Genomic DNA, 18,226 nt, shown 5'->3' on the forward strand with positions numbered 1-18,226 from the left:
CGGTTTTTTTGTGGGTTGGGTTCGAGATGGGGTGCTCCCTGGCCCCGTTTCGGTACTTACGATCACTGCACGAATCCAACTTTCACCATGGCCAACCCCGGCGGTGCTGCTCTCAACCAGTCCTTAGCTGCCGGAGATCCCGCCATTGCTGAGCTGATCCAGAAGGAGCTGCAGCGTCAGGAAACCCACCTGGAGTTGATCGCTTCCGAAAATTTCACCTCCCGGGCGGTGATGGAGGCCCAGGGCTCGGTTCTCACCAACAAGTACGCCGAAGGCTTGCCTGCCAAGCGCTACTACGGCGGCTGTGAGCATGTGGATGCGATCGAGGCGCTGGCGATTGAGCGGGCTAAGGAGTTGTTTGGGGCCGCCTGGGCCAATGTGCAGCCCCACAGCGGCGCCCAGGCCAACTTCGCCGTGTTCCTGGCGTTGCTGCAGCCCGGCGACACGATCCTGGGCATGGACCTCAGCCACGGCGGCCACCTCACCCACGGCTCGCCCGTGAACGTAAGCGGTAAGTGGTTCAAGGCTGTTCACTACGGCGTGGACCCCGACAGCCAGCAGCTCAATTTCGACACGATCCGCCAGCTGGCCCTGGAGCACAAGCCGAAGCTGATCGTGTGCGGCTACTCCGCCTATCCCCGCAGCATTGATTTCGCGGCCTTCCGCGCCATTGCCGATGAGGTGGGCGCCTACCTGCTGGCCGATATGGCCCACATCGCCGGTCTGGTGGCGGCGGGCGTGCACCCCAACCCGGTGCCCCATTGCGACGTGGTGACCACCACCACCCATAAGACCCTGCGGGGCCCCCGCGGCGGCCTGATCCTCTGTAGGGATGCAGAGTTTGGCAAGCAGTTTGACAAGGCCGTGTTCCCCGGCAGTCAGGGCGGCCCGCTCGAGCACGTGATCGCCGCCAAGGCGGTGGCCTTTGGTGAGGCCCTACAGCCCAGCTTCCGCGTTTACAGCCAGCAGGTGGTGGCCAACGCCCAGGCCCTCGCCGAGCGCATCCAGGAGCGCGGCATTGCCGTGGTCAGCGGCGGCACCGACAACCACATCGTGCTGCTGGATCTGCGCGGCATCGGCATGACCGGCAAGGTGGCCGACCTGCTGGTGAGTGATGTGCACATCACCGCCAACAAGAACACGGTGCCCTTCGATCCCCAGTCGCCCTTCGTGACCAGCGGCCTGCGCCTGGGCACCGCTGCCTGCACCACCCGTGGTTTCGACGAGGCCGCCTTCCACGAGGTGGCCGATGTGATCGCCGATCGCTTGCTCAATCCCGAAGACAGCGCCATTGAGCAGCGCTGCCGCGATCGGGTTGCGGCTCTCTGTGAGCGCTTCTCGCTTTACGCAGCAGCGCGTGAGCTTCAGCACGCTTGATCCAGTTCAACGCCCGTAAGGTGGGTACTGAAGGCCATTTTTCGGCTTGCTTCGGTCTGATTCAGTGACCCTCGCCTACAGCCCCAACGCGGCCGCCTTGCTCACTTTTGCCGTTGCTGCTCTGTGCACGGCTCTGGTGGTGCCAGTGGTACGCAGGCTCGGACTGCGCTGGGGGTTGGTTGATACTCCCGATGCGCGCAAGCAGCACACCTCTCCCATGGTGCGCCTTGGCGGGGTCGGCATTGTTATCGCCTTCAGTGCAGCCTTGGGCCTCATCTGGGCATTGGGTGGGTTCGCCAACCTGCCCGCTGAAAAGGACCAGTTGATCTGGACCACCCTGGCCGGCGCCCTTTGCTTTTTTTTGATTGGGCTGGCAGATGATCTTTATGCCCTGCCGCCCCTGCCCCGCTTGGCCGGCCAGTTGGCCATTTCGATGGTTGCCTGGAACGAGGGTGTGCGCATCGGCAACATCGAGATCCCCATGGGCTGGTGGGGAGGTTCTGATCTGCTGCTGCCATTGCCAGAGTGGCTAAGCCTGCTGGCAACGGTGATCTGGTTGGTGGGTATCACCAACGCCATCAACTGGCTCGATGGTCTTGATGGTCTGGCGGCCGGCGTGAGCGGTATCGCTGCAGTGGGTTTGTTGTCGGTGAGTTTCAGCCTGCATCAGCCTGCTGCTGGCCTGCTGGCCGCGGCGCTGGCCGGCAGCTGCCTCGGGTTCCTGCGCCACAACTTCAACCCTGCCCGCATCTTTATGGGCGACGGCGGCTCCTATTTTTTGGGCTTTGCCCTGGCGGCGATCAGCATCGTCGGCCCGGCCAAGGGGCTCACCAGCGTCAGCCTGTTGCTCCCGCTGCTGATCCTGTCGCTGCCCTTGGCCGACATGTCGGCTGTGATCATGGGTCGCCTCAGCGAAGGCCACTCTCCCTTCTATCCCGATCGGCGCCACCTGCACCACCGGCTACTAAGGACGGGACTGAGTCATCGCCGCACCGTGTTGCTTATTTATGCCTTCACCCAGTGGTTGGGCTCCCTCGCCCTGGTGCTTGTGAATGCTGAATTGCGCTTCCTCTGGCTGGCCCTGGCTACAGCGGTGTTGATCTGGGTGCTGGTTAGTACTCGCCGGGCCTTGCAGCAGCCTGCGGCCAACGGGGAGCTGTGAGGCTGTGACAGCCGAGATTCTCTGCATCGGCACCGAGCTGCTGCTCGGCAACATCACTAATGGCAATGCCCGCTGGCTGGCCGAGCAGCTGGCAGCCCTGGGCATCGCCCACCAGCGCCAGAGCGTGGTTGGCGACAACCGCCCGCGCCTGATGGCAGCGGTGCGGGAAGCGGCAGGTCGCTGCCGGGTGTTGATCACAACCGGCGGCCTCGGCCCGACCCCAGACGACCTAACCACCGAAGCTATCGCTGCTGCTTTTGACACGCCCCTGGTGGAGCACCCAGAGATCTGGAGCGACATCCAGGCCCGCATCGGCGCCCGCGGCCGTTTCTGTTCCCCCAGCAACCGCAAACAGGCATTCCTGCCCGAAGGGGCGGCGGTGTTGCCAAATCCCACCGGCACCGCCCCCGGCATGATCTGGACCCCGCCAGCGGCCCCGGGCATCCAGCCCGGATTCACCGTGCTCACTTTCCCTGGCGTGCCAAGCGAAATGGAGGCGATGTGGTTTGGCACCGCAGAGCCATGGCTGCGCTCAGCTGGTTTGGCTGAGGGGGTGTTCGCCAGTCGCATGTTGCGCTTTTGGGGCGTTTCCGAGTCGGCTCTGGCTGAGCAGATGGCCGATCTGCTGGCGCTCGAAAACCCAACTGTGGCTCCCTACGCCGGCGCCGGTGAGGTGAAGCTGCGCCTCACGGCCAGGGCAGCCAGCGTTGCTGAAGCCCAGATCCTGCTGGCTCCGCTTGAGGCGCAGATCCGGGCCCGCTCCGGTAGGGCCTGCTTCGGCGTCGATGACGACAGCCTGGCCAGTGTGGTGCTCGAGCAGCTGCGCCGCCGCGGTGAGACGCTGGCGGTAGCTGAGAGCTGCACTGGCGGTGGGCTGGGGGCGGCCCTAGCGGCGGTGCCCGGAGCCTCTGATTGCTTTATTGGTGGCGTGATTGCCTACGCCAACTCGATTAAGCAGGCGTTGCTTGGGGTGCCGCAGGCCCTGCTTGAGAGCCACGGCGCCGTGAGCGATCCGGTGGCCCTCGCCATGGCTGAGGGCGCCCGCCGTGCAACTGGTGCCACCTGGGCCATTGCTGTGACCGGCATCGCCGGCCCGGGGGGTGGCAGCACTGAGAAGCCGGTGGGACTTGTGCATATCGCCATTGCCGGCCCGGATGGTTGCAGCAGCGAGGCAGTGCGCTTTGGCGCCACGCGCGGCCGGGCCTGGATTCAGCGCTTGACTACCGGTGAGGCGCTCCATCGCTTGCGGTTGCGCCTGGCCGAGACCCCCACTTACTTGTGAATGACAACATCCACGCCGCTGCTGCGGCGTTTCACCAGCACGCCGGTGTCCACCTCACCCCGGTGCAGCTGCAGATCAATCTCCTCCTCGCCCAGCCGCAGCCCATGGATCTCCAGCAGGTTGATCCGCTCCGGTAGCACCGGATTGCGGAACAGCACCTCGACACGCCCACTTTCGGCATTGTGGCCGATCCACATGCCGGTGATTGCCTCCAGCAGCCCGAAGAGACTGCCACTCGCCCATGCCTGGGGGCTGCAGGCCACCGGGTAGTGGGTGGGCCCTTCGTCGGGCTGGCGCTGGAAGCCGCAGAACAGTTCCGGTAAGCGATGCAGGGGCATGGCCTGGGCTGTGTCGAACAGTCCCATCAGCACTCTCATCGCCTCCGGGGTGTGGCCGTAGCGGGTGAGCCCCAGTGCTATCAAAGAATTGTCGTGGGGCCACACCGAGCCGTTGTGGTAACTCATCGGGTTGTAACGGGCTTCCCCTTCATCCAGGGTGCGAATTCCCCAGCCGTTGAAGCTGGTGGGGGCCATCAGCTGGCGGGCGATCGCGCTGGCTGCTTTCTTGCTCGCCAGACCGGTCCAGAGGCAGTGGCCCGCATTGGAGGCGCGCACTTCGCAGGCCTCGCCCTTGCCGTCGAGGGCCAGGGCATAGGAGCCGATCCGCTCGCACCAAAAGGCGTCGTGGAAGCGCCGCTGCAGCTGGCTGGTCTCCTGGAGTAGTCGCTCGGCCTCGGCGTCACGGCCGAAGTGCCGCTGGATGTGGGCCATCGCCCGGCGGGCCCCATAGCTGTAGGCCTGCACTTCGCATAGCGCGATTGACCCCTCCGCCAGGCGGCCATTGGCGTGGTGCACGGCATCTTCAGAATCTTTCCAGCCCTGGTTGCGCAGGCCCCCCTGGGCGGCGCACTGGTAGCGCAGGAAGCCATCGGGAGCTCGGCCCTCGGTGTTGCGAATCCAGGCCATCGCTGAATCCAGCGCGACGTGTATCTCGCGGATGAAGGCCTGATCGCCGCTGCGCATCAGGTAATCACCCGCCAGGATTAGAAACAAAGGGGTGGCATCGACGCTGCCGTAGTAATGCGCAAAGGGAACCTCGCCCAGGGCGGCCATCTCCCCCAGCCGGGCCTCGTGGAGCACCTTGCCGGGCTCCGCATCGTTGGCGGGGTCGCTACGGCGAGCCTGATGTTCCGCCAGATAGCCCAGTACGCCACGGGCCAGCCTCGGCTCGAACAGCAGCAACTGCCGGGCTGTGATCAGGCCATCGCGGCCGAACGGACAACTGAACCAGGGCACGCCGGCGTATGGGTAAAGGCCGTGGTCGAGCTGGCTAGCCAGCAGGTGCACATCCGAGGTGGAGCGAGCGATCCAGCAATTGAAGGCGGGATTGTCGGTGGTGACGCTGGCGGCGAGACGGTTTGCCTCGCGGAAGCGCTCCACCGCCGCCTCCAAGGCTGCATCGAATGCTGCCTCCGGGGTGGGCTGCTGGTGGCTGCCATTGGGATGGAAGTCGAGCACCAGGCACAGCCGCCGCGGTCGGCGGGGCTCAAGTTGCAGGCTCACCTGAATGCAGGCTTCGGTTACCTCCTGGATGGGGCCGCTAAGCCGCACCAGGGTGAAGCGATCGCTGTTGTCCAGCCCGCTGTAAACCGCTTCCAGGCCCTCAGAGGTGCAGGTGTGCACGGTGCGACCGCGCTCCGGTCGCTCATAGCCCCTCACCTCGAAGATGTCCCGAAAGTCGGCGTCGAAGTGCAGCGTGATCGGCACCTGCAACGAGGTCTGAGCAAAGCTGGTGAAGGTGAGTTGCTGTAGGCAGGAGGTTGGTGTAAGCACCGTGCTCCGCTCGAGGTGCACGGTGCCGTCGTCGTTGCTGAGATGACTTACCTGCAGGCCCAGTTCCCCCCTCTCGGTGGAGCTCAGCACCGCCCCAGGTCGTTCCCACAATTGCCATTCCAACCGGCTGACATGGCGCGTGCCGCGGTGGAATACACCGGAGTCCGCATGGGTGTCGGGGTGGATCTCGCCACGGGCATCGAGCATCGCGAAGGTTTCCCCGTTTTTCAGCACGAACGGGGGGAGTACGTCATGCGGCATGGGTCAGGGGATTAAGGGGTGGACAGGGGCGATGTAGGGGGCGGTGGTTGCCATTGCCTTCGTGGGTCTCGATCAAGCGGCGGTACAGCTGCTCGTACTGCTCCGCCTGTCGGGTCACGCTGAACCGGTCTTCAAAGTCGCGTCGCACGGTGTGGCGATCGAGCTGCTCGAGTCGCCGCACAGCGGCAACGGCTTCGGCAATCGAGCTCACCAGCACGCCGTTGATGCCGGGCCTTATCACCTCCGGGGTGGAGCCGTTGCGCCAGGCGATTACCGGGGTGCCACAGGCGTTGGCTTCGATCATCACCAACCCGAAAGGCTCGGCCCAGTCGATCGGGAACAGCAGGGCCAGGGCGTTGCCCAGCAACTCCTGCTTACCGGCATCGCCGACTTCCCCGACAAACTCCACCAAGGGATTGCCCTCGATCAGGTTTGCGATCTGACTGCGGTAATAGGCCTGATCGCTGCTGTCAATCTTGGCTGCCACCTTCAGCAGCATCCCAAGTTGGCCGGCAATGGCGATGGCCCGGTCGAGGCGTTTCTCCGGCGAAATGCGGCCCACGAAGGCCAGGTAGTTCTGGGGTGAGCGCACCGGCTGGTAAAGATCCAGTGGTAAACCGTGGTACACAGTTGCTAGCCAGCGGGCGTCCGGCAGGGGTTTGCGCTGGGCTTCGGAGATCGATACCAGAGGCAGCTGGTGAAACTGGCGGAACAGCTGGGCCCGGTCAGGTGCTGTCAGTGGCCCATGCAGGGTGTTGAGGTGGGGCACGGGCAGGTGCCGCATTAGGGGGTAGTGGCTGGTTCCGGTGTGGAAGTGGAGCACGTCGAAACGATCGAGCTGATCCATCAGCTGGTCCAGCTGGATCAGCTCCGGCACTGTGGGGTCGCCGTCGTAGCTCGCCAGCCGTAGAGCTTCGGGCACGCAGGGGAACAGTTCGGCGCTGGTGCGGGAATCGCCGCTGGCGAACAGGACCACCGCATGGCCGCGACGCACCAGTTCTTCGGTGAGATAGTGCACCACCCTTTCCGTGCCGCCATAGCGGTGGGGCGGAATGCTCTCGCAGAGTGGTGAAATCTGGGCAATTCGCATTGCTGCCGCGCACGTTTGAGGTGTCGCGGAACGCTCGGCCCGAGACCTTTCAGTAATAGGTAGGTTTCTTGGGCTTGAAGCGGCCAAATCCGAGGCGAATGGAGCCCCGGGTGCAGCTTTAGGCTCATTTGACAGTCGAACGGGCTATCCGTGAGTGCCGGCACCCTCTACGACAAGGTCTGGGATCTGCATCGGGTGGCCCAGCTGCCTGGCGGCTCCACCCAGTTGTTTATCGGTCTGCACCTGATTCACGAGGTGACCAGCCCGCAGGCATTTGCAGCCTTGCAAGAATTGGGCCTGCCAGTTCGACACCCTGATCGCACCGTGGCCACGGTTGATCACATTGTGCCTACCACCTCCCAGGCGCGGCCCTTCGGCGACTCGCTGGCGGAGGAGATGCTCGTCACCCTCGAGCGTAATTGCAGCGACTACGGCATCACCTTGCATGGCCTGGGTAGCGGTCGCCAGGGCATCGTGCATGTGATCGCTCCCGAATTGGGTCTTACCCAGCCGGGCATGACCGTTGCCTGCGGCGACTCCCACACCTCCACCCACGGGGCGTTTGGGGCGATTGCCTTTGGCATCGGCACCAGCCAGGTGCGCGACGTGCTGGCCAGTCAGAGCCTGTCGATGGGCAAACTCAAGGTGCGGCGGATTTGGGTGGAGGGTCGACTGCAGCCAGGTGTGTACGCCAAAGACTTGGTGCTGCACATCATTCGGGTGCTGGGGGTCAAGGGTGGTGTGGGTTACGCCTACGAATTCGCCGGCCCAGCCATCGATGCTCTGGCGATGGAGGAGCGTATGACCCTCTGCAACATGGCAATCGAGGGCGGTGCCCGTTGCGGCTATGTCAACCCCGACGCAGTCACCTTTGCTTACCTGCAGGACCGGCCCTACGCCCCCAAGGGTGAAGCTTGGGAGCGGGCCCTGGCTTGGTGGCGCGGCTTGGCCAGTGGTTCAGAAGCGGTCTTTGACGATGAGGTGCGCTTCGATGCCGCGACCATTGCTCCAACGATCACCTGGGGGATCACCCCTGGCCAGGGCATTGGCGTTGATGAAACCGTGCCCACCCTGGAGCAGACCGAGCCGGACGAGCGGCCCCTGGCCCAGGAGGCCTACCGCTATATGGATCTGCAGCCCGGCACTCCGATTGCTGGCACGCCGGTGGATGTCTGTTTTATTGGCAGTTGCACCAATGGCCGCCTGTCCGATCTGCGGGCGGCTGCGGCCGTTGCCAAGGGGCGCCACGTGGCTGGAGGTGTCAAGGCGTTTGTGGTGCCTGGCTCCGAGCAGGTAGCGGCTGCTGCGGAAGCCGAAGGGCTCGATCAGGTGTTCAGGGAGGCTGGCTTTGAGTGGCGTGAACCCGGCTGCTCAATGTGCCTGGCCATGAATCCAGATCGGCTTGAGGGCCGCCAGATCAGCGCTAGCTCAAGCAACCGCAACTTCAAGGGTCGCCAGGGTTCGGCGACCGGTCGCACCCTGCTGATGAGTCCGGCGATGGTGGCTGCCGCCGCGATTGCCGGCAAAGTCAGCGACGTGCGCCAGCTGTTTCCGATCACGCCTTGCCTGCAGCCATGACCAGCTCTTGCTTTCCCGTTGGCCCGATCTCGGCTGTGCGTGGCAGCGCCGTTGTCATCGTTGGCGACGACATCGACACTGACAGAATCATTCCAGCCCGTTTCCTCAAGTGCGTCACCTTTGACGGGCTCGGTGAGCAGGTGTTTGCCGATGATCGGGCCGAGCTCTCTGGGGAGCACCCCTTTGATCGAGCGGAGTTCCAGGGGGCCTCTGTGCTTGTGGTGAACCGCAACTTTGGTTGTGGCTCCAGTCGCGAGCATGCCCCTCAGGCCCTGATGCGCTGGGGTATCCGGGCGGTGGTGGGGGAAAGCTTCGCTGAGATTTTCTATGGCAACTGCTTGGCCCTGGGGATTCCCTGTTTCACCGCATCCCACGCCAGCGTGCTGAGCCTGCAGGAGGAGCTGAGTGTTGATACCGGCCAAGAATTACGCCTGTCGCTCGTGCCTGCCTGCCTGGAAACCTCTCAGGGGCGAGTTTGGCAGCTCGAACTTCAGGCCGGTCCCCAGCAGATGCTGGGCTCTGGGCAGTGGGATGCCACTTCCCAATTGCTGGCCCACGACTCAGAGCTGAATCGCACCGCCGCATCTTTACCTTATATCAACGGCTTCTAGGCCTGGGCACGAAGGGTGTGCCACTGCCGGTGAAGTTGAAGTCGTTAAGCTTGACGCGGATGCCGCCAATGCCGTCGTATGGGCTATAGAAGACGCCAACCTCGTAGGAGCGGCGTTGTAGTTTCAATTCCACATAGGAATAGGAGGCGTCGCCATAGAACTCGGAACCATTGTCGATGTTGAAGGTGGCGCCAGCTTCCAGTACGATTGGACCGTAAATCTGTTGAGCTGCTTGAAAACTTAGGGTGCGCAGGTCTACCGTGCGATCAAAGCCGAATGGGCTAGCGCCGTTTAAAAAAGTGCCGGCTATTGAGGCCGAAAAGCGGGTGTAGTCGAAGAAAGGCCGGTCAAATTGCCCTAGGGTGAAGGAGGGTCCACCCCATAAGGTCAGGGTGCTCTGGTTTGCGCCGTCGCTATAATTGGCTGCGTAGCCACTGGCGCCGAAGTTTATGCCTAGGCCAGGTACTGTCGGTGTTGGAGCATAACGCAAACCCCGTTTAGGGTCGTCGCTGGCGTCGAGGGCAGAGCCCTGCCAAAGCTGCAGGGTGGTGCTTGCTGACAAGTTGGCGTAACTGCGCCACAGGGTGTCCAGCGTATCTGTTTGAAATAATGTCGCCTCATAGGCGCCGGATTGGGCCGCCCAGTTGAGATTAATAGGTAAAAAATATGGGCCTTTGCGGGGGGGCGCCTGACCTTTTGGCTGATTCAGGAGCACGTTTCCAGCCAGATTAGCGCCGAATGAGTAAACAACAGTTTGCAATCCAAGGCTGCCGTTGTAGATGCGCTCGCGATAGGAGCCAAATAGGTCGGCGTTTGCACTTGTATGACCGGGCAGGTTTAGAGGAGCCGTCAGACGGCTGGTGCTGCGGGTGCCGGAGCGGAAGTTATCCGGATTGAGAGTAGACAGGCTGGCTTCGGCATTCAAAGAGAGCCAGCCCATGGGCAGGTTGAGTGCCGCCAGCAGGCCGAACATATCTGCGAGCTTGGCTGTCTGTTCGCTGGTGGGGCTGGCCAGGCTTTGCCCGGGAAGTACGTAACTGCTGGTTCGGCCCTCTAGGGCCCGCTGCACATTCAGCTGGGGCTGGAGCTGCAAGCTGCCCCGCGTGCCCAGTTTGATTGGCTCGAGATTATAGCCAAGAAAAAAGCCATCGCGATCTTCTTTATCGGTATCCCAAGCAAAACGAGCTTCTTCGGCTCCGACGGTTGTGTTGGTGATCGCCGGCAGGGAGAGCTTGCCATCTAGGAGGATCTGGGAGCTGCGGCTATTGATGCGGGTGACGCCGCGCTCATCCATAACTGCCACCACCTTGCGCGCCAAGCTCCAGGATGCGGCAGGCGTAAAGGGGTCGTTGGTGAAGGCGATTTGCTCGGCAGTCCAGCGGCTGCCTTGGATCTTGATCTGGGATCCCTGAAAGCGGATGCGGCTAATCGTGCCTGCTTTGTTTGTGGGTGGCCGATAACCCTGGCTATTGCTGTTGAGCGAGTCTGTGGTGTCAATAACGGCGCCCAGGTCGAGTTTGAGGTTGGTGCTCCAGCTCTGCTGAAACGTCACGTTGCTCACCCTTGAATCCACCTCTGGCAGTTTCTCGATCTCAGCTGCGGCGATGACAGGCTTCCCAGGTCCCATCGGGACGGCTTGAGCCGGCGGCCCTCCTGTTTGGGGTGGGCCGAAAGCAACCGACTCAAGGGCCCGGTTTAGGGGCAGAGCCGGCGTCGAGAGATCACTTCCGGGGCAGCCGGCAGCCGCTGGCATGGTCGGAAGGCTGGTGCGACCGGGTGGTAAAACTCGCACTACGGCCCGATTGCCTGGATCGGCGCTGAGGGGCGGACAGGCAAAGGGGAGACGAACTGCCTCGAGCGACTGATCGTCTGTTTTGGTGCTGGGCTCTCTGGAATTGATGTCTCTAGCTAGGGTATCTTGCTCGATGACGCCGTAGACGTCTTCAAGCTCGCCGCTGCCTTCCCAATCGCTAAAACGCAGGTGGCTTGCCTGCAGATATTGATCCCCCCTGATCAGCCGAACCTGGCCGCTGGCATAGACGCTGCGGCTTGCTTCCGCTACTTCTACCCGGTCTGCTAGCAAGATCCAGCCATTAAATTGGGCTTGCACATTGCCAGTGGCAACAAATCGGCCGAGTTGCTGGTCGTAGCCCTGTTGGTCGGCCCTGATTACAGCGAAGTTGGGAGCATATTTAACTAACCCAGGTGTAATGACCGCTTCTTGCTGGCTGGGGTTATCCCTTGCTTGAGCTGCGGGAGCAAACAAAGCAGACAGGCAAGCCGCGGTTACTAGCGGACGAACGAATATCCTGAAAGGCAGCATCTTCGGGAGCCTCTGGTGGGGACCGCCAGCCAGATCCATCAGCCTTCTTGGCCTCTACCTTCTTGGCCTCTATGAGCCCGAAAATTTGGAGGCAGCGTGGCTGGAATCAGCACAATTAATCAGATGGGCAGGCCCTTTGGGGGATCATCCCACAAGTGGAATCAGGATCTTGCCAAATACCAGCTGATCAATCTTCCAGGTCTTTACGGCTGGGGGTCCGACTGGGGTCGCTGGCTAGGAAGCCAAATACAAAGATCCCTATAAAGAAGAAGACAACCGAATAAACCGAAATCTTGAGGGCGAGCATGGTTCGGCCTTGGGGAACGGCGAGCTGGTGACAGGGAGTGACAGGTGCCTTTAAGGGGCTAGTCGACCCCGCGGCTGCGGGATCATCCTATGGGACTCGGCTTGCCATCCAACGATGCCTGAGGCCTCAGGACTAGGGCAGCCCCCACGGATTGAAACGATTCAGTCAAGTTTGCGGCCAACCCATTCGCGTTGGGATCTCCAACCACTTTGGCGTTGCGTGCAGGCTGGAGGGCGGCTGGGCTCGGCCCTAGACGACCCCTGGGGCCAGCGCCATCGCTCGGATTGGGCAGCGCGGGGGCTAGTGATTTGGCCGCGGGGTGGCCAGTGGCGGGAGCTGCGGCTGCGGCTGGTTTGCCCGGCGACCTGGCTACATCTGCAGCAGCCGGAGCCCGTTGCCCAGGCCCGGCTGGTGCTGCGCTGGTGGGCCGACCAGGTGGAGCTGCGGGTGGATGGTGCGCGGGTGCATGGCGGCGACCTGTTTGACACCTCCTGCCGCTGGTTGCTGCCCGAGCGCTGGTGGCAGGGGGAGGCGCTGGAGCTGGAGTTACGCCTGCGCAGTCCCCTGCACGACGACGGCGCTCTTATCGACAGCCGTCTCGAGCTCGAGCCCCTGGATCCGGCAGACCCGGCGGCATTGTTGGCTGAAACCAAAGCCGAGCTAGTCCAGCTGCGCTCCGGCCAACCGCCGGCAGGCCGGTTTCACGTGCTCGGCCATGCCCACCTCGATCTGGCCTGGCTCTGGCCGGTGGCCGACACCTGGCAGGCCGCCGAGCGCACTTTCAGCTCCGCCCTCGACTTGATCGACCGCTTCGAGGAGCTCCATTTCGGCCATTCCACCCCGGCCCTCTACGCCTGGCTGCAGCAGAACCGTCCGGCCCTGTTTGCCCGTCTGCAGCGGGCGGTGGCCGCCGGCCGCTTTGAGCCGATCAACGGCCCCTGGGTGGAGAGCGACTGCGTGCTGATCAGCAGCTCCTCACTGCTGCGTCAGTTTCAGCTGGGCCAGCAATTCAGCGCCGCCAGCTTTCCCCAGCTAGAGCATGCGCTGGCCTGGTTGCCGGACAGCTTTGGCTTCGCCAGCGGCCTACCAACCGTGGCTCGTAGCACCGGCGTGCGTTGGTTTTGCACCCACAAGCTGGCCTGGAACGCCACCAATCCCTTCCCCCACCGGCTGTTTCGCTGGCGCAGCCGCTGCGGTTCCGAGCTGCTGGCCCTGATCAATGCCCCGATCGGCACCGATGGCGATCCAGTGGCGATGGAGCGCTATCGCTTGGCTTGGCAAGGAGCGACCGGGGTTGATTCGGCCCTGTGGCTGCCCGGAGTGGGCGACCACGGTGGTGGCCCCAGCGCTGAAATGCTCGAGCAGCTGCGGCTCTGGCAGCAGCAAGCGGAGGCTTGCCCCCAGCACCACGGCAGCTTGCGGGATTATTTGGCTGCCCTCGAGCCGCTGGCGCCCCGGCTGCCGGTGTGGCGCGACGAGCTCTACCTGGAGCTGCATCGCGGCTGCGCCACCTCGCGCCCCGATCAGAAGCGCCACAACCGCACGCTCGAGCGGCTGCTGCGGGAAGCGGAGCTGGCCCTGGCCCTAGCCGGTGAGCCTGAAACGGTCGACTGGCGAACGCTGCTTTTTCAGCAGTTTCACGACATTTTGCCCGGCACCTCGATTCCGGAGGTGTTCGAGCAGGCCGAGCCCCAGTGGCGAGCAGCTCGCCGCAGCGCCTGCCGGCAACGGGACCGGGGCCTGCAGGCTTGGCTAGGAGCTGGTGTCGGTTCCGGGCCAAGTTGGTGGGTGGCCCAACTCCAGCCCCTGCCGCCCCGATCCCGCAGCCTGCGGGTGCCGTCGGGCAGCTGGAGTTGGGGCGGCGTGAAGCTGCCGGCCCAGCCGGCTCGGGCTGGTGGCCAGTGGCTGCAGCTGCCGCCCTTGGCGGGCGTGGCTGCCCTGCCCCTGGAGCGATCGGCCGAAGCGGCGGCCTCTCAGGCAGCTCAGGTTGAGGCGCCGGTGTGGCGAGAGGGCTGGCGCTGCGGCAACGGTTTGGTGAGTTTTGAGCTGGGGCCGCGGGGCATTGAGCAGCTTTGGGATGGTCAGGGCCAGCCGCAGCTGGCGGCGCCGCTGGCCTGGCGGCGTTTTGCCGATCGCGGTGAGTTTTGGGATGCCTGGGACATCGCCACGGGCTACCGGGACCATCCGCTGGCCTGGCAGTGGCAGGGCGAGCCGAGCTGGCTGGAGCAGGGCGAGCTGTGTACCAGTTTTGTGTGGAGGGGCCAGTGCGGTGCCAGTGCGGTGCGGCTGGAGGGGCGCTTACTAGCCAATACCCCCTGGCTCGAGCTTGTGCTCAGCGTTGACTGGCGCCAGCGCCATGAGCTGCTGCGCCTGGAGATCCCCCTGGCCCAGCAGGCCCAGCGCTGGGCAGCGGATACCTCCGGTGGCGTGCTGGAACGGCCAGCCCAGCCCCTCACTGCCCGCGAGCAGGCCCGCTGGGAGCTGCCAGCGATCAGCTGGATCGCTTCTGTGGCTGCCGGCGGCGGCTTGGCGGTGCTGCTCGATGGCCCCCAGGGGGTGTCGGCTAGTGCGGAGCTGTTGGGTGTGTCGCTGCTGCGGGCGCCTACCTGGCCCGATCCTGGCGCCGATAACGGCCTGCAGCGCTTGCGGCTGGCCCTGGCGCCCTGCCCAGCAGGCTGGTGCCGGGCCCAGGTGCCCAAGCAGGCGGTGGCCTTCAGGGAACCGCTATGGCTGCGGCCGGCGGCGGCCCAGGGCCGGCCTAAACGACATCAGGCCCTGCCTCCCCTGGGCGAGGGGCTGTTGCTGCTGGGCTGCCGGCCGCTAGGGGACTCGGGGGACGTGGTGCTCACCGTGCAGAACTGTTCCCCATGCCGCCATCTTGTGGAACTGGGAGAGAACTGGCAGCTGCTGGAGCGGCTTGATGGCCTGGATAAGCCGCTGATTTCTGAGCCTGAACAAGCTGGGGACCCCTGGTTGCTGACGCCGTGGAGCCTGGGTTTCTGGCGGGTGCGCCCTTGTGGTTATTAGGGCTCAGTCGTCGTGGTCGTCGAAGGGGTCGGTGAGGCCCTTAGAGGGCGGCCCGAAGGCTTGATACACCCCAAAACCGGTGAGTGAAAGCAGCACCGCCAGCACGGCGAGGGCCACGGAAAGGGCCGGGGAGCTGGTGGTGGCGGTGGGGTCCATGGAGGTGGAAGGGGGGATGCAGGTGACGGGTTGCGTCACAACTCTCGACGGCCCGCCGCGGCGCGGTACGTGAGGCCCTTACAGTACTTAAAGCGAATCCATGCCCGAGAGGCTGCAGCAGACATGGCCCAACGCACCCGCCTCGGAGACATCCTGCGGCCACTCAATTCTGAGTACGGCAAGGTGGTTCCCGGATGGGGCACCACGCCCGTAATGGGCATTTTTATGGTGCTCTTCTTGGTGTTTCTGCTGATCATCCTTCAGCTGTACAACAAGTCCCTGCTGCTCGAGGGCATCACGGTCAACTGGAATGGCCTCGGCTGATGAACGTGTTTGGCATTGGCCTGCCTGAGCTGGCGGTAATTGCCGCCATCGGCTTGCTGGTGTTCGGTCCCAAGCGATTGCCGGAGCTGGGGAAAACCCTGGGGCGCACCCTTAAGGGTTTTCAATCAGCCTCTTCTGAGTTCGAAAAGGAGCTTCGGACAGCAATTAATACTGCCGAACCGGTTTCTGTAACAGAGCTTGTCTCAGCTGATGCCTCCGTGGCTGGTACCTCAGAGGTGATTGAGCAGTCTCCCAATGGTCCGGCTGCCTGAGTTGCCGTGACGCAGGCCAGCCCGGCGTCCCAGCCGTCGTTGCAGTTGGTGGTGGGCCTGGGTAACCCGGGAGCCAAGTACGCCGGTACTCGCCACAACGTGGGCTTTATGGCCCTAGAGCGTCTAGCAGATTGCGCCGGTGGTGCATCTTTTCGGCAGCAGCCAAAGCTTCAGGGCTTGGTGGCTGAAGTGGGCTCGGGGCCTGCCCGGCTGAGGCTGTTGATGCCCCAGACCTATATGAATGAAAGCGGCCGCTCGATCCGCGCTGCTCTCGACTGGTTTGGTTTTGAGCCCGCCCAGTTGCTGGTGGTGGTTGACGACATGGATCTGCCCCTAGGCAAGTTGCGACTGCGGGCCACAGGCAGTGCCGGTGGTCACAACGGCCTGCGTAGCACCATCAGCCACCTAGGTACCCAGGACTTTCCGAGGCTTCGTATTGGCATCGGTGCCCCCGCTCAGGATCCTGGCGAACGCCGTGCCCGCACACTCGGGCACGTGCTCGGACGCTTCACGCCAGTTGAGCAGCCCTTGCTGGAAGAGGTGCTCAGCGAGGTTGAGGCTGGCATTGGCCTGATCCAGCGCCTCGGCCTAGAGCGGGCCGGCAATCGACTCAACAGTTTTGAGCCCCAGTACACGGCTGCCTGAGCTGATGGCCCGCCTCCCCTCCACTACTGCCCAGTTGCGGGTGCTGCACCAGAGCTTCAGCCAGCGGGTGCTGGAGGGGGAGGTGAGTGCCGGTGGCTACAAATGGAGTTTCCGCTGGGCTTTTGACCGCGGCGAACTCAGCGTTGAGCCCTCCTTGGGCCGGGCCCTGATCCAGGACGCTCTGCTGCGTTATCTGCTCAAGGTGGACTACCAGCTTGAACCTGGCGGGGATTACGTCTTCACGGTTCGGGCCTGCTTCTAGCCGATTTAAATCCCAGTGGCAAGCTGCGGCCACTGCCGCAGCACCTCCTGGTTGTTGCGGCGCAATTGCAACCCGTAGTGGCGCTCTATCAGCAGCTGGGCCACCACATCGTCGATATCGCGGGGGGGCAATCGCAAGCCCGCCGGCAGCAGCAGCCTCCAGCCCCTAGGGGGCCATAGCTGCCAGTAGCGCTCGCGGGCTGCCAGGGTGCTGCCGCTCTCATCCACTACAACCAGTGACAGCCGCTGCTTGTCAAGCCGGCTGCGCCAGTCTTGGCTGCCGGTACCGTTGCCGAGCACAATCCGGCCAAGACCCTCTTGCCGCCAGGCTTGGAGTTGGGCTAGGCAGGCTTGCGGCGCCAGGATGGCGGCCTGCAGGATTTGGCTACCGGCTAGATCGGCCAGCACCAGGCCGCATTTGCTGCGTCCGGGATCGAGGCCTGCCACCAGGCCCGCCGCAGCGCGCGTCATGGGCGGCGAGGGCCCGGCCCCGATGGGGGGGGGGCTGGGGCTGCCAACCAGCGCAATTCCACCGCAATTGGGTCGGCGGTGCTGGCGCTGTTGATGGCGAGGGCTTCTAGTTGGGCAACCTGGCCCGGCTGGCGCTCGCTCAGCTCCCGGGCCAGCTGTTTGAAGCTGGCCGCATCGAACTGCAGCCCTTCCACCAACGTGCCCTGGCGCTGGGCTCGGGCATAGGCAGCGGCCAGCAGCAGGTTGAGTCGCCGCGAAACCGGCTCCAGGGCTGTGAGGTCGCCCTCGATCGTGGTGCTCGCCAGCACTTCACCTGCCTTAACTACTGGGCGGTTGGGGCGTAGGTCTGGGAAGGCGAGTACCTGGCGCTCGCCCCTCAGCACGTTGGCTGCCGAGAGAATGCTCACGACCCAGCTACCGGGTTTGGCGAGCAGGCTCTCCAGCTTGCTGATGTCGTTCTTGGGCACCAGCAGGATCTGGCGATCGGGCGGCTGGCCGGGCAGCACCCGCCTGAAGGCGTTGAGATTGGCCTGCTGCAGCAAGGCGTTGATCACCTCCTTGGCCTGATCAGGGCGCTCAAGTGTCACCTTGGCGCTAGCCAGGGTCTGACCGCTACTGAGCACCACGTCGCCGCGGCGCAGGGCAATCAGGTTGCCCTCCAGGTCCTTAAGTTCTTGGGCACCGGCGCTGATCCGGCGGCGCACCTGGGCCAGTTCCGCTTCGGTGCGGCGGATTTCCGCATCCCGCCCCTTCACCTCCTGGCTGAGACGGCTGCGCTCAACCTCCAGCCGGTTGCGCTGGGCTAAAAGTGGCGCCAGTTCCTGGCGCAATTTGCTGGCGCGGGCTTGGGCCTGTTCAAAGCGCGTCTGGGCCTCCCGTTTGCCCTGTTCGGCTCGCGCCACTTCTTGGCGGCTGCTGGCCAGTTGACTGTTGCTGCGGCTCAGTTGGCTGCGGCTGGTTTGCAGCCGTTGCTCCAGTCGATCGAGTTCAAACAGGCCCGTGCGCAGCCGCTCGCTCACCAGCAGCATCAGGCCGAGGGAGATGGCACTGATCAGGCTGCCGGTGAGCACCGTGATCAACACGGCGGTGCGGCGGGGCCGCATCCCCAACAAGCTCAAGCGCGCCTTGCCCACCAGGCTGCCGAGTCGGTCGCCCAGGGTGGAGAGCACTCCCCCCAGGGCGAGCAGAGCGAGGATCAGCAGCCAGCCCGTCACATACGTCCGCGAAGGGCCCCAGTATCCCTGGCG

17 protein-coding genes are annotated in these 18,226 nt (G+C 64.0%); 10 read left to right on the forward strand and 7 right to left on the reverse strand.

Going from position 1 to position 18,226, the window contains the following annotated elements:
* The first annotated feature begins 87 nt into the window (after positions 1-87).
* The 3 genes from glyA to AC01FP_RS03100 all read left to right on the forward strand — a co-directional run bounded on the left by glyA (position 88) and on the right by AC01FP_RS03100 (position 3,821).
* Positions 88-1,377: a serine hydroxymethyltransferase gene (gene glyA / locus AC01FP_RS03090; protein ID WP_474478056.1), complete on the forward strand. Its 1,290-nt coding sequence runs from the start codon at positions 88-90 to the stop codon at positions 1,375-1,377.
* Between the two features lie 64 nt (positions 1,378-1,441).
* Complete coding sequence (locus tag AC01FP_RS03095; protein WP_474478058.1) at positions 1,442-2,539, forward strand: glycosyltransferase family 4 protein; 1,098 nt, start codon at positions 1,442-1,444, stop codon at positions 2,537-2,539.
* Positions 2,540-2,543: 4 nt separating this feature from the next.
* Positions 2,544-3,821, forward strand: coding sequence for a competence/damage-inducible protein A (locus AC01FP_RS03100; RefSeq protein WP_474478062.1), 1,278 nt, complete (start codon positions 2,544-2,546; stop codon positions 3,819-3,821).
* Here AC01FP_RS03100 and AC01FP_RS03105 read toward each other — a convergent pair.
* Positions 3,812-5,914, reverse strand: coding sequence for an amylo-alpha-1,6-glucosidase (locus AC01FP_RS03105; RefSeq protein WP_474478066.1), 2,103 nt, complete (start codon positions 5,912-5,914; stop codon positions 3,812-3,814). The two genes, AC01FP_RS03100 and AC01FP_RS03105, sit on opposite strands and share 10 nt — an antisense overlap.
* A complete protein-coding gene (locus AC01FP_RS03110; RefSeq protein WP_474478069.1) occupies positions 5,904-7,004 on the reverse strand; it encodes a glycosyltransferase family 4 protein in 1,101 nt (366 codons plus the stop codon). The genes AC01FP_RS03105 and AC01FP_RS03110 overlap by 11 nt, the downstream gene beginning before the upstream one ends.
* A 150-nt stretch (positions 7,005-7,154) precedes the next feature.
* Between AC01FP_RS03110 and leuC the strand changes: the two genes are divergently transcribed.
* A complete protein-coding gene (gene leuC, locus AC01FP_RS03115) occupies positions 7,155-8,582 on the forward strand; it encodes a 3-isopropylmalate dehydratase large subunit (protein WP_474478072.1) in 1,428 nt (475 codons plus the stop codon).
* Positions 8,579-9,193: a 3-isopropylmalate dehydratase small subunit gene (locus AC01FP_RS03120; protein WP_474478075.1), complete on the forward strand. Its 615-nt coding sequence runs from the start codon at positions 8,579-8,581 to the stop codon at positions 9,191-9,193. The genes leuC and AC01FP_RS03120 overlap by 4 nt, the downstream gene beginning before the upstream one ends.
* Here AC01FP_RS03120 and AC01FP_RS03125 read toward each other — a convergent pair.
* The gene (locus AC01FP_RS03125) at positions 9,180-11,303 is read right to left on the reverse strand and encodes a DUF3769 domain-containing protein (RefSeq protein ID WP_474478078.1); all 2,124 of its coding nucleotides are present in this window, start codon (positions 11,301-11,303) and stop codon (positions 9,180-9,182) included. The two genes, AC01FP_RS03120 and AC01FP_RS03125, sit on opposite strands and share 14 nt — an antisense overlap.
* Before the next feature lie 400 nt (positions 11,304-11,703).
* Positions 11,704-11,823 (reverse strand): photosystem II reaction center protein I, encoded by a 120-nt coding sequence (locus AC01FP_RS03130; protein ID WP_006172424.1) that lies wholly within the window; start codon positions 11,821-11,823, stop codon positions 11,704-11,706.
* 114 nt (positions 11,824-11,937) lie between these two features.
* Here AC01FP_RS03130 and AC01FP_RS03135 point away from each other — a divergent pair, with 114 nt between their 5' ends.
* Positions 11,938-14,850 (forward strand): alpha-mannosidase, encoded by a 2,913-nt coding sequence (locus AC01FP_RS03135; RefSeq protein ID WP_474478085.1) that lies wholly within the window; start codon positions 11,938-11,940, stop codon positions 14,848-14,850.
* Positions 14,851-14,853: 3 nt separating this feature from the next.
* Here AC01FP_RS03135 and psbN read toward each other — a convergent pair whose 3' ends face one another.
* Positions 14,854-15,006, reverse strand: coding sequence for a photosystem II reaction center protein PsbN (gene psbN / locus AC01FP_RS03140; RefSeq protein WP_106632281.1), 153 nt, complete (start codon positions 15,004-15,006; stop codon positions 14,854-14,856).
* A 123-nt stretch (positions 15,007-15,129) separates the two neighbouring features.
* Between psbN and psbH the strand changes: the two genes are divergently transcribed.
* Genes psbH through AC01FP_RS03160 form a run of 4 tightly spaced genes read left to right on the forward strand, consistent with a single transcriptional unit; the run spans position 15,130 to position 16,509 of the window.
* Positions 15,130-15,330 carry a photosystem II reaction center phosphoprotein PsbH gene (gene psbH / locus AC01FP_RS03145; RefSeq protein WP_094559148.1) on the forward strand — a complete coding sequence of 67 codons (201 nt, stop codon included), beginning with the start codon at positions 15,130-15,132 and terminating at the stop codon, positions 15,328-15,330.
* Positions 15,330-15,602, forward strand: a complete 273-nt coding sequence (locus tag AC01FP_RS03150; protein WP_474478088.1) for a TatA/E family twin arginine-targeting protein translocase — start codon at positions 15,330-15,332, stop codon at positions 15,600-15,602. Before psbH ends, AC01FP_RS03150 begins: the two co-directional genes overlap by 1 nt.
* A 6-nt stretch (positions 15,603-15,608) precedes the next feature.
* Positions 15,609-16,247: an aminoacyl-tRNA hydrolase gene (gene pth / locus AC01FP_RS03155; RefSeq protein ID WP_474478091.1), complete on the forward strand. Its 639-nt coding sequence runs from the start codon at positions 15,609-15,611 to the stop codon at positions 16,245-16,247.
* A 4-nt stretch (positions 16,248-16,251) separates the two neighbouring features.
* Positions 16,252-16,509, forward strand: a complete 258-nt coding sequence (locus AC01FP_RS03160) for a DUF3146 family protein (RefSeq protein ID WP_474478093.1) — start codon at positions 16,252-16,254, stop codon at positions 16,507-16,509.
* 5 nt (positions 16,510-16,514) lie between these two features.
* Here the strand turns inward: AC01FP_RS03160 and AC01FP_RS03165 are convergent, their stop codons facing one another.
* Both AC01FP_RS03165 and AC01FP_RS03170 read right to left on the reverse strand, forming a co-directional pair.
* On the reverse strand, positions 16,515-16,979 hold the full coding sequence (locus AC01FP_RS03165) for a RuvC family protein (protein WP_474478096.1): 465 nt from the start codon (positions 16,977-16,979) through the stop codon (positions 16,515-16,517).
* A complete protein-coding gene (locus AC01FP_RS03170) occupies positions 16,976-18,193 on the reverse strand; it encodes a DUF3084 domain-containing protein (protein WP_474478098.1) in 1,218 nt (405 codons plus the stop codon). The genes AC01FP_RS03165 and AC01FP_RS03170 overlap by 4 nt, the downstream gene beginning before the upstream one ends.
* Positions 18,194-18,226 lie beyond the last annotated feature (33 nt).

It is taken from the genome of Cyanobium sp. NIVA-CYA 375, from assembly GCF_056108345.1.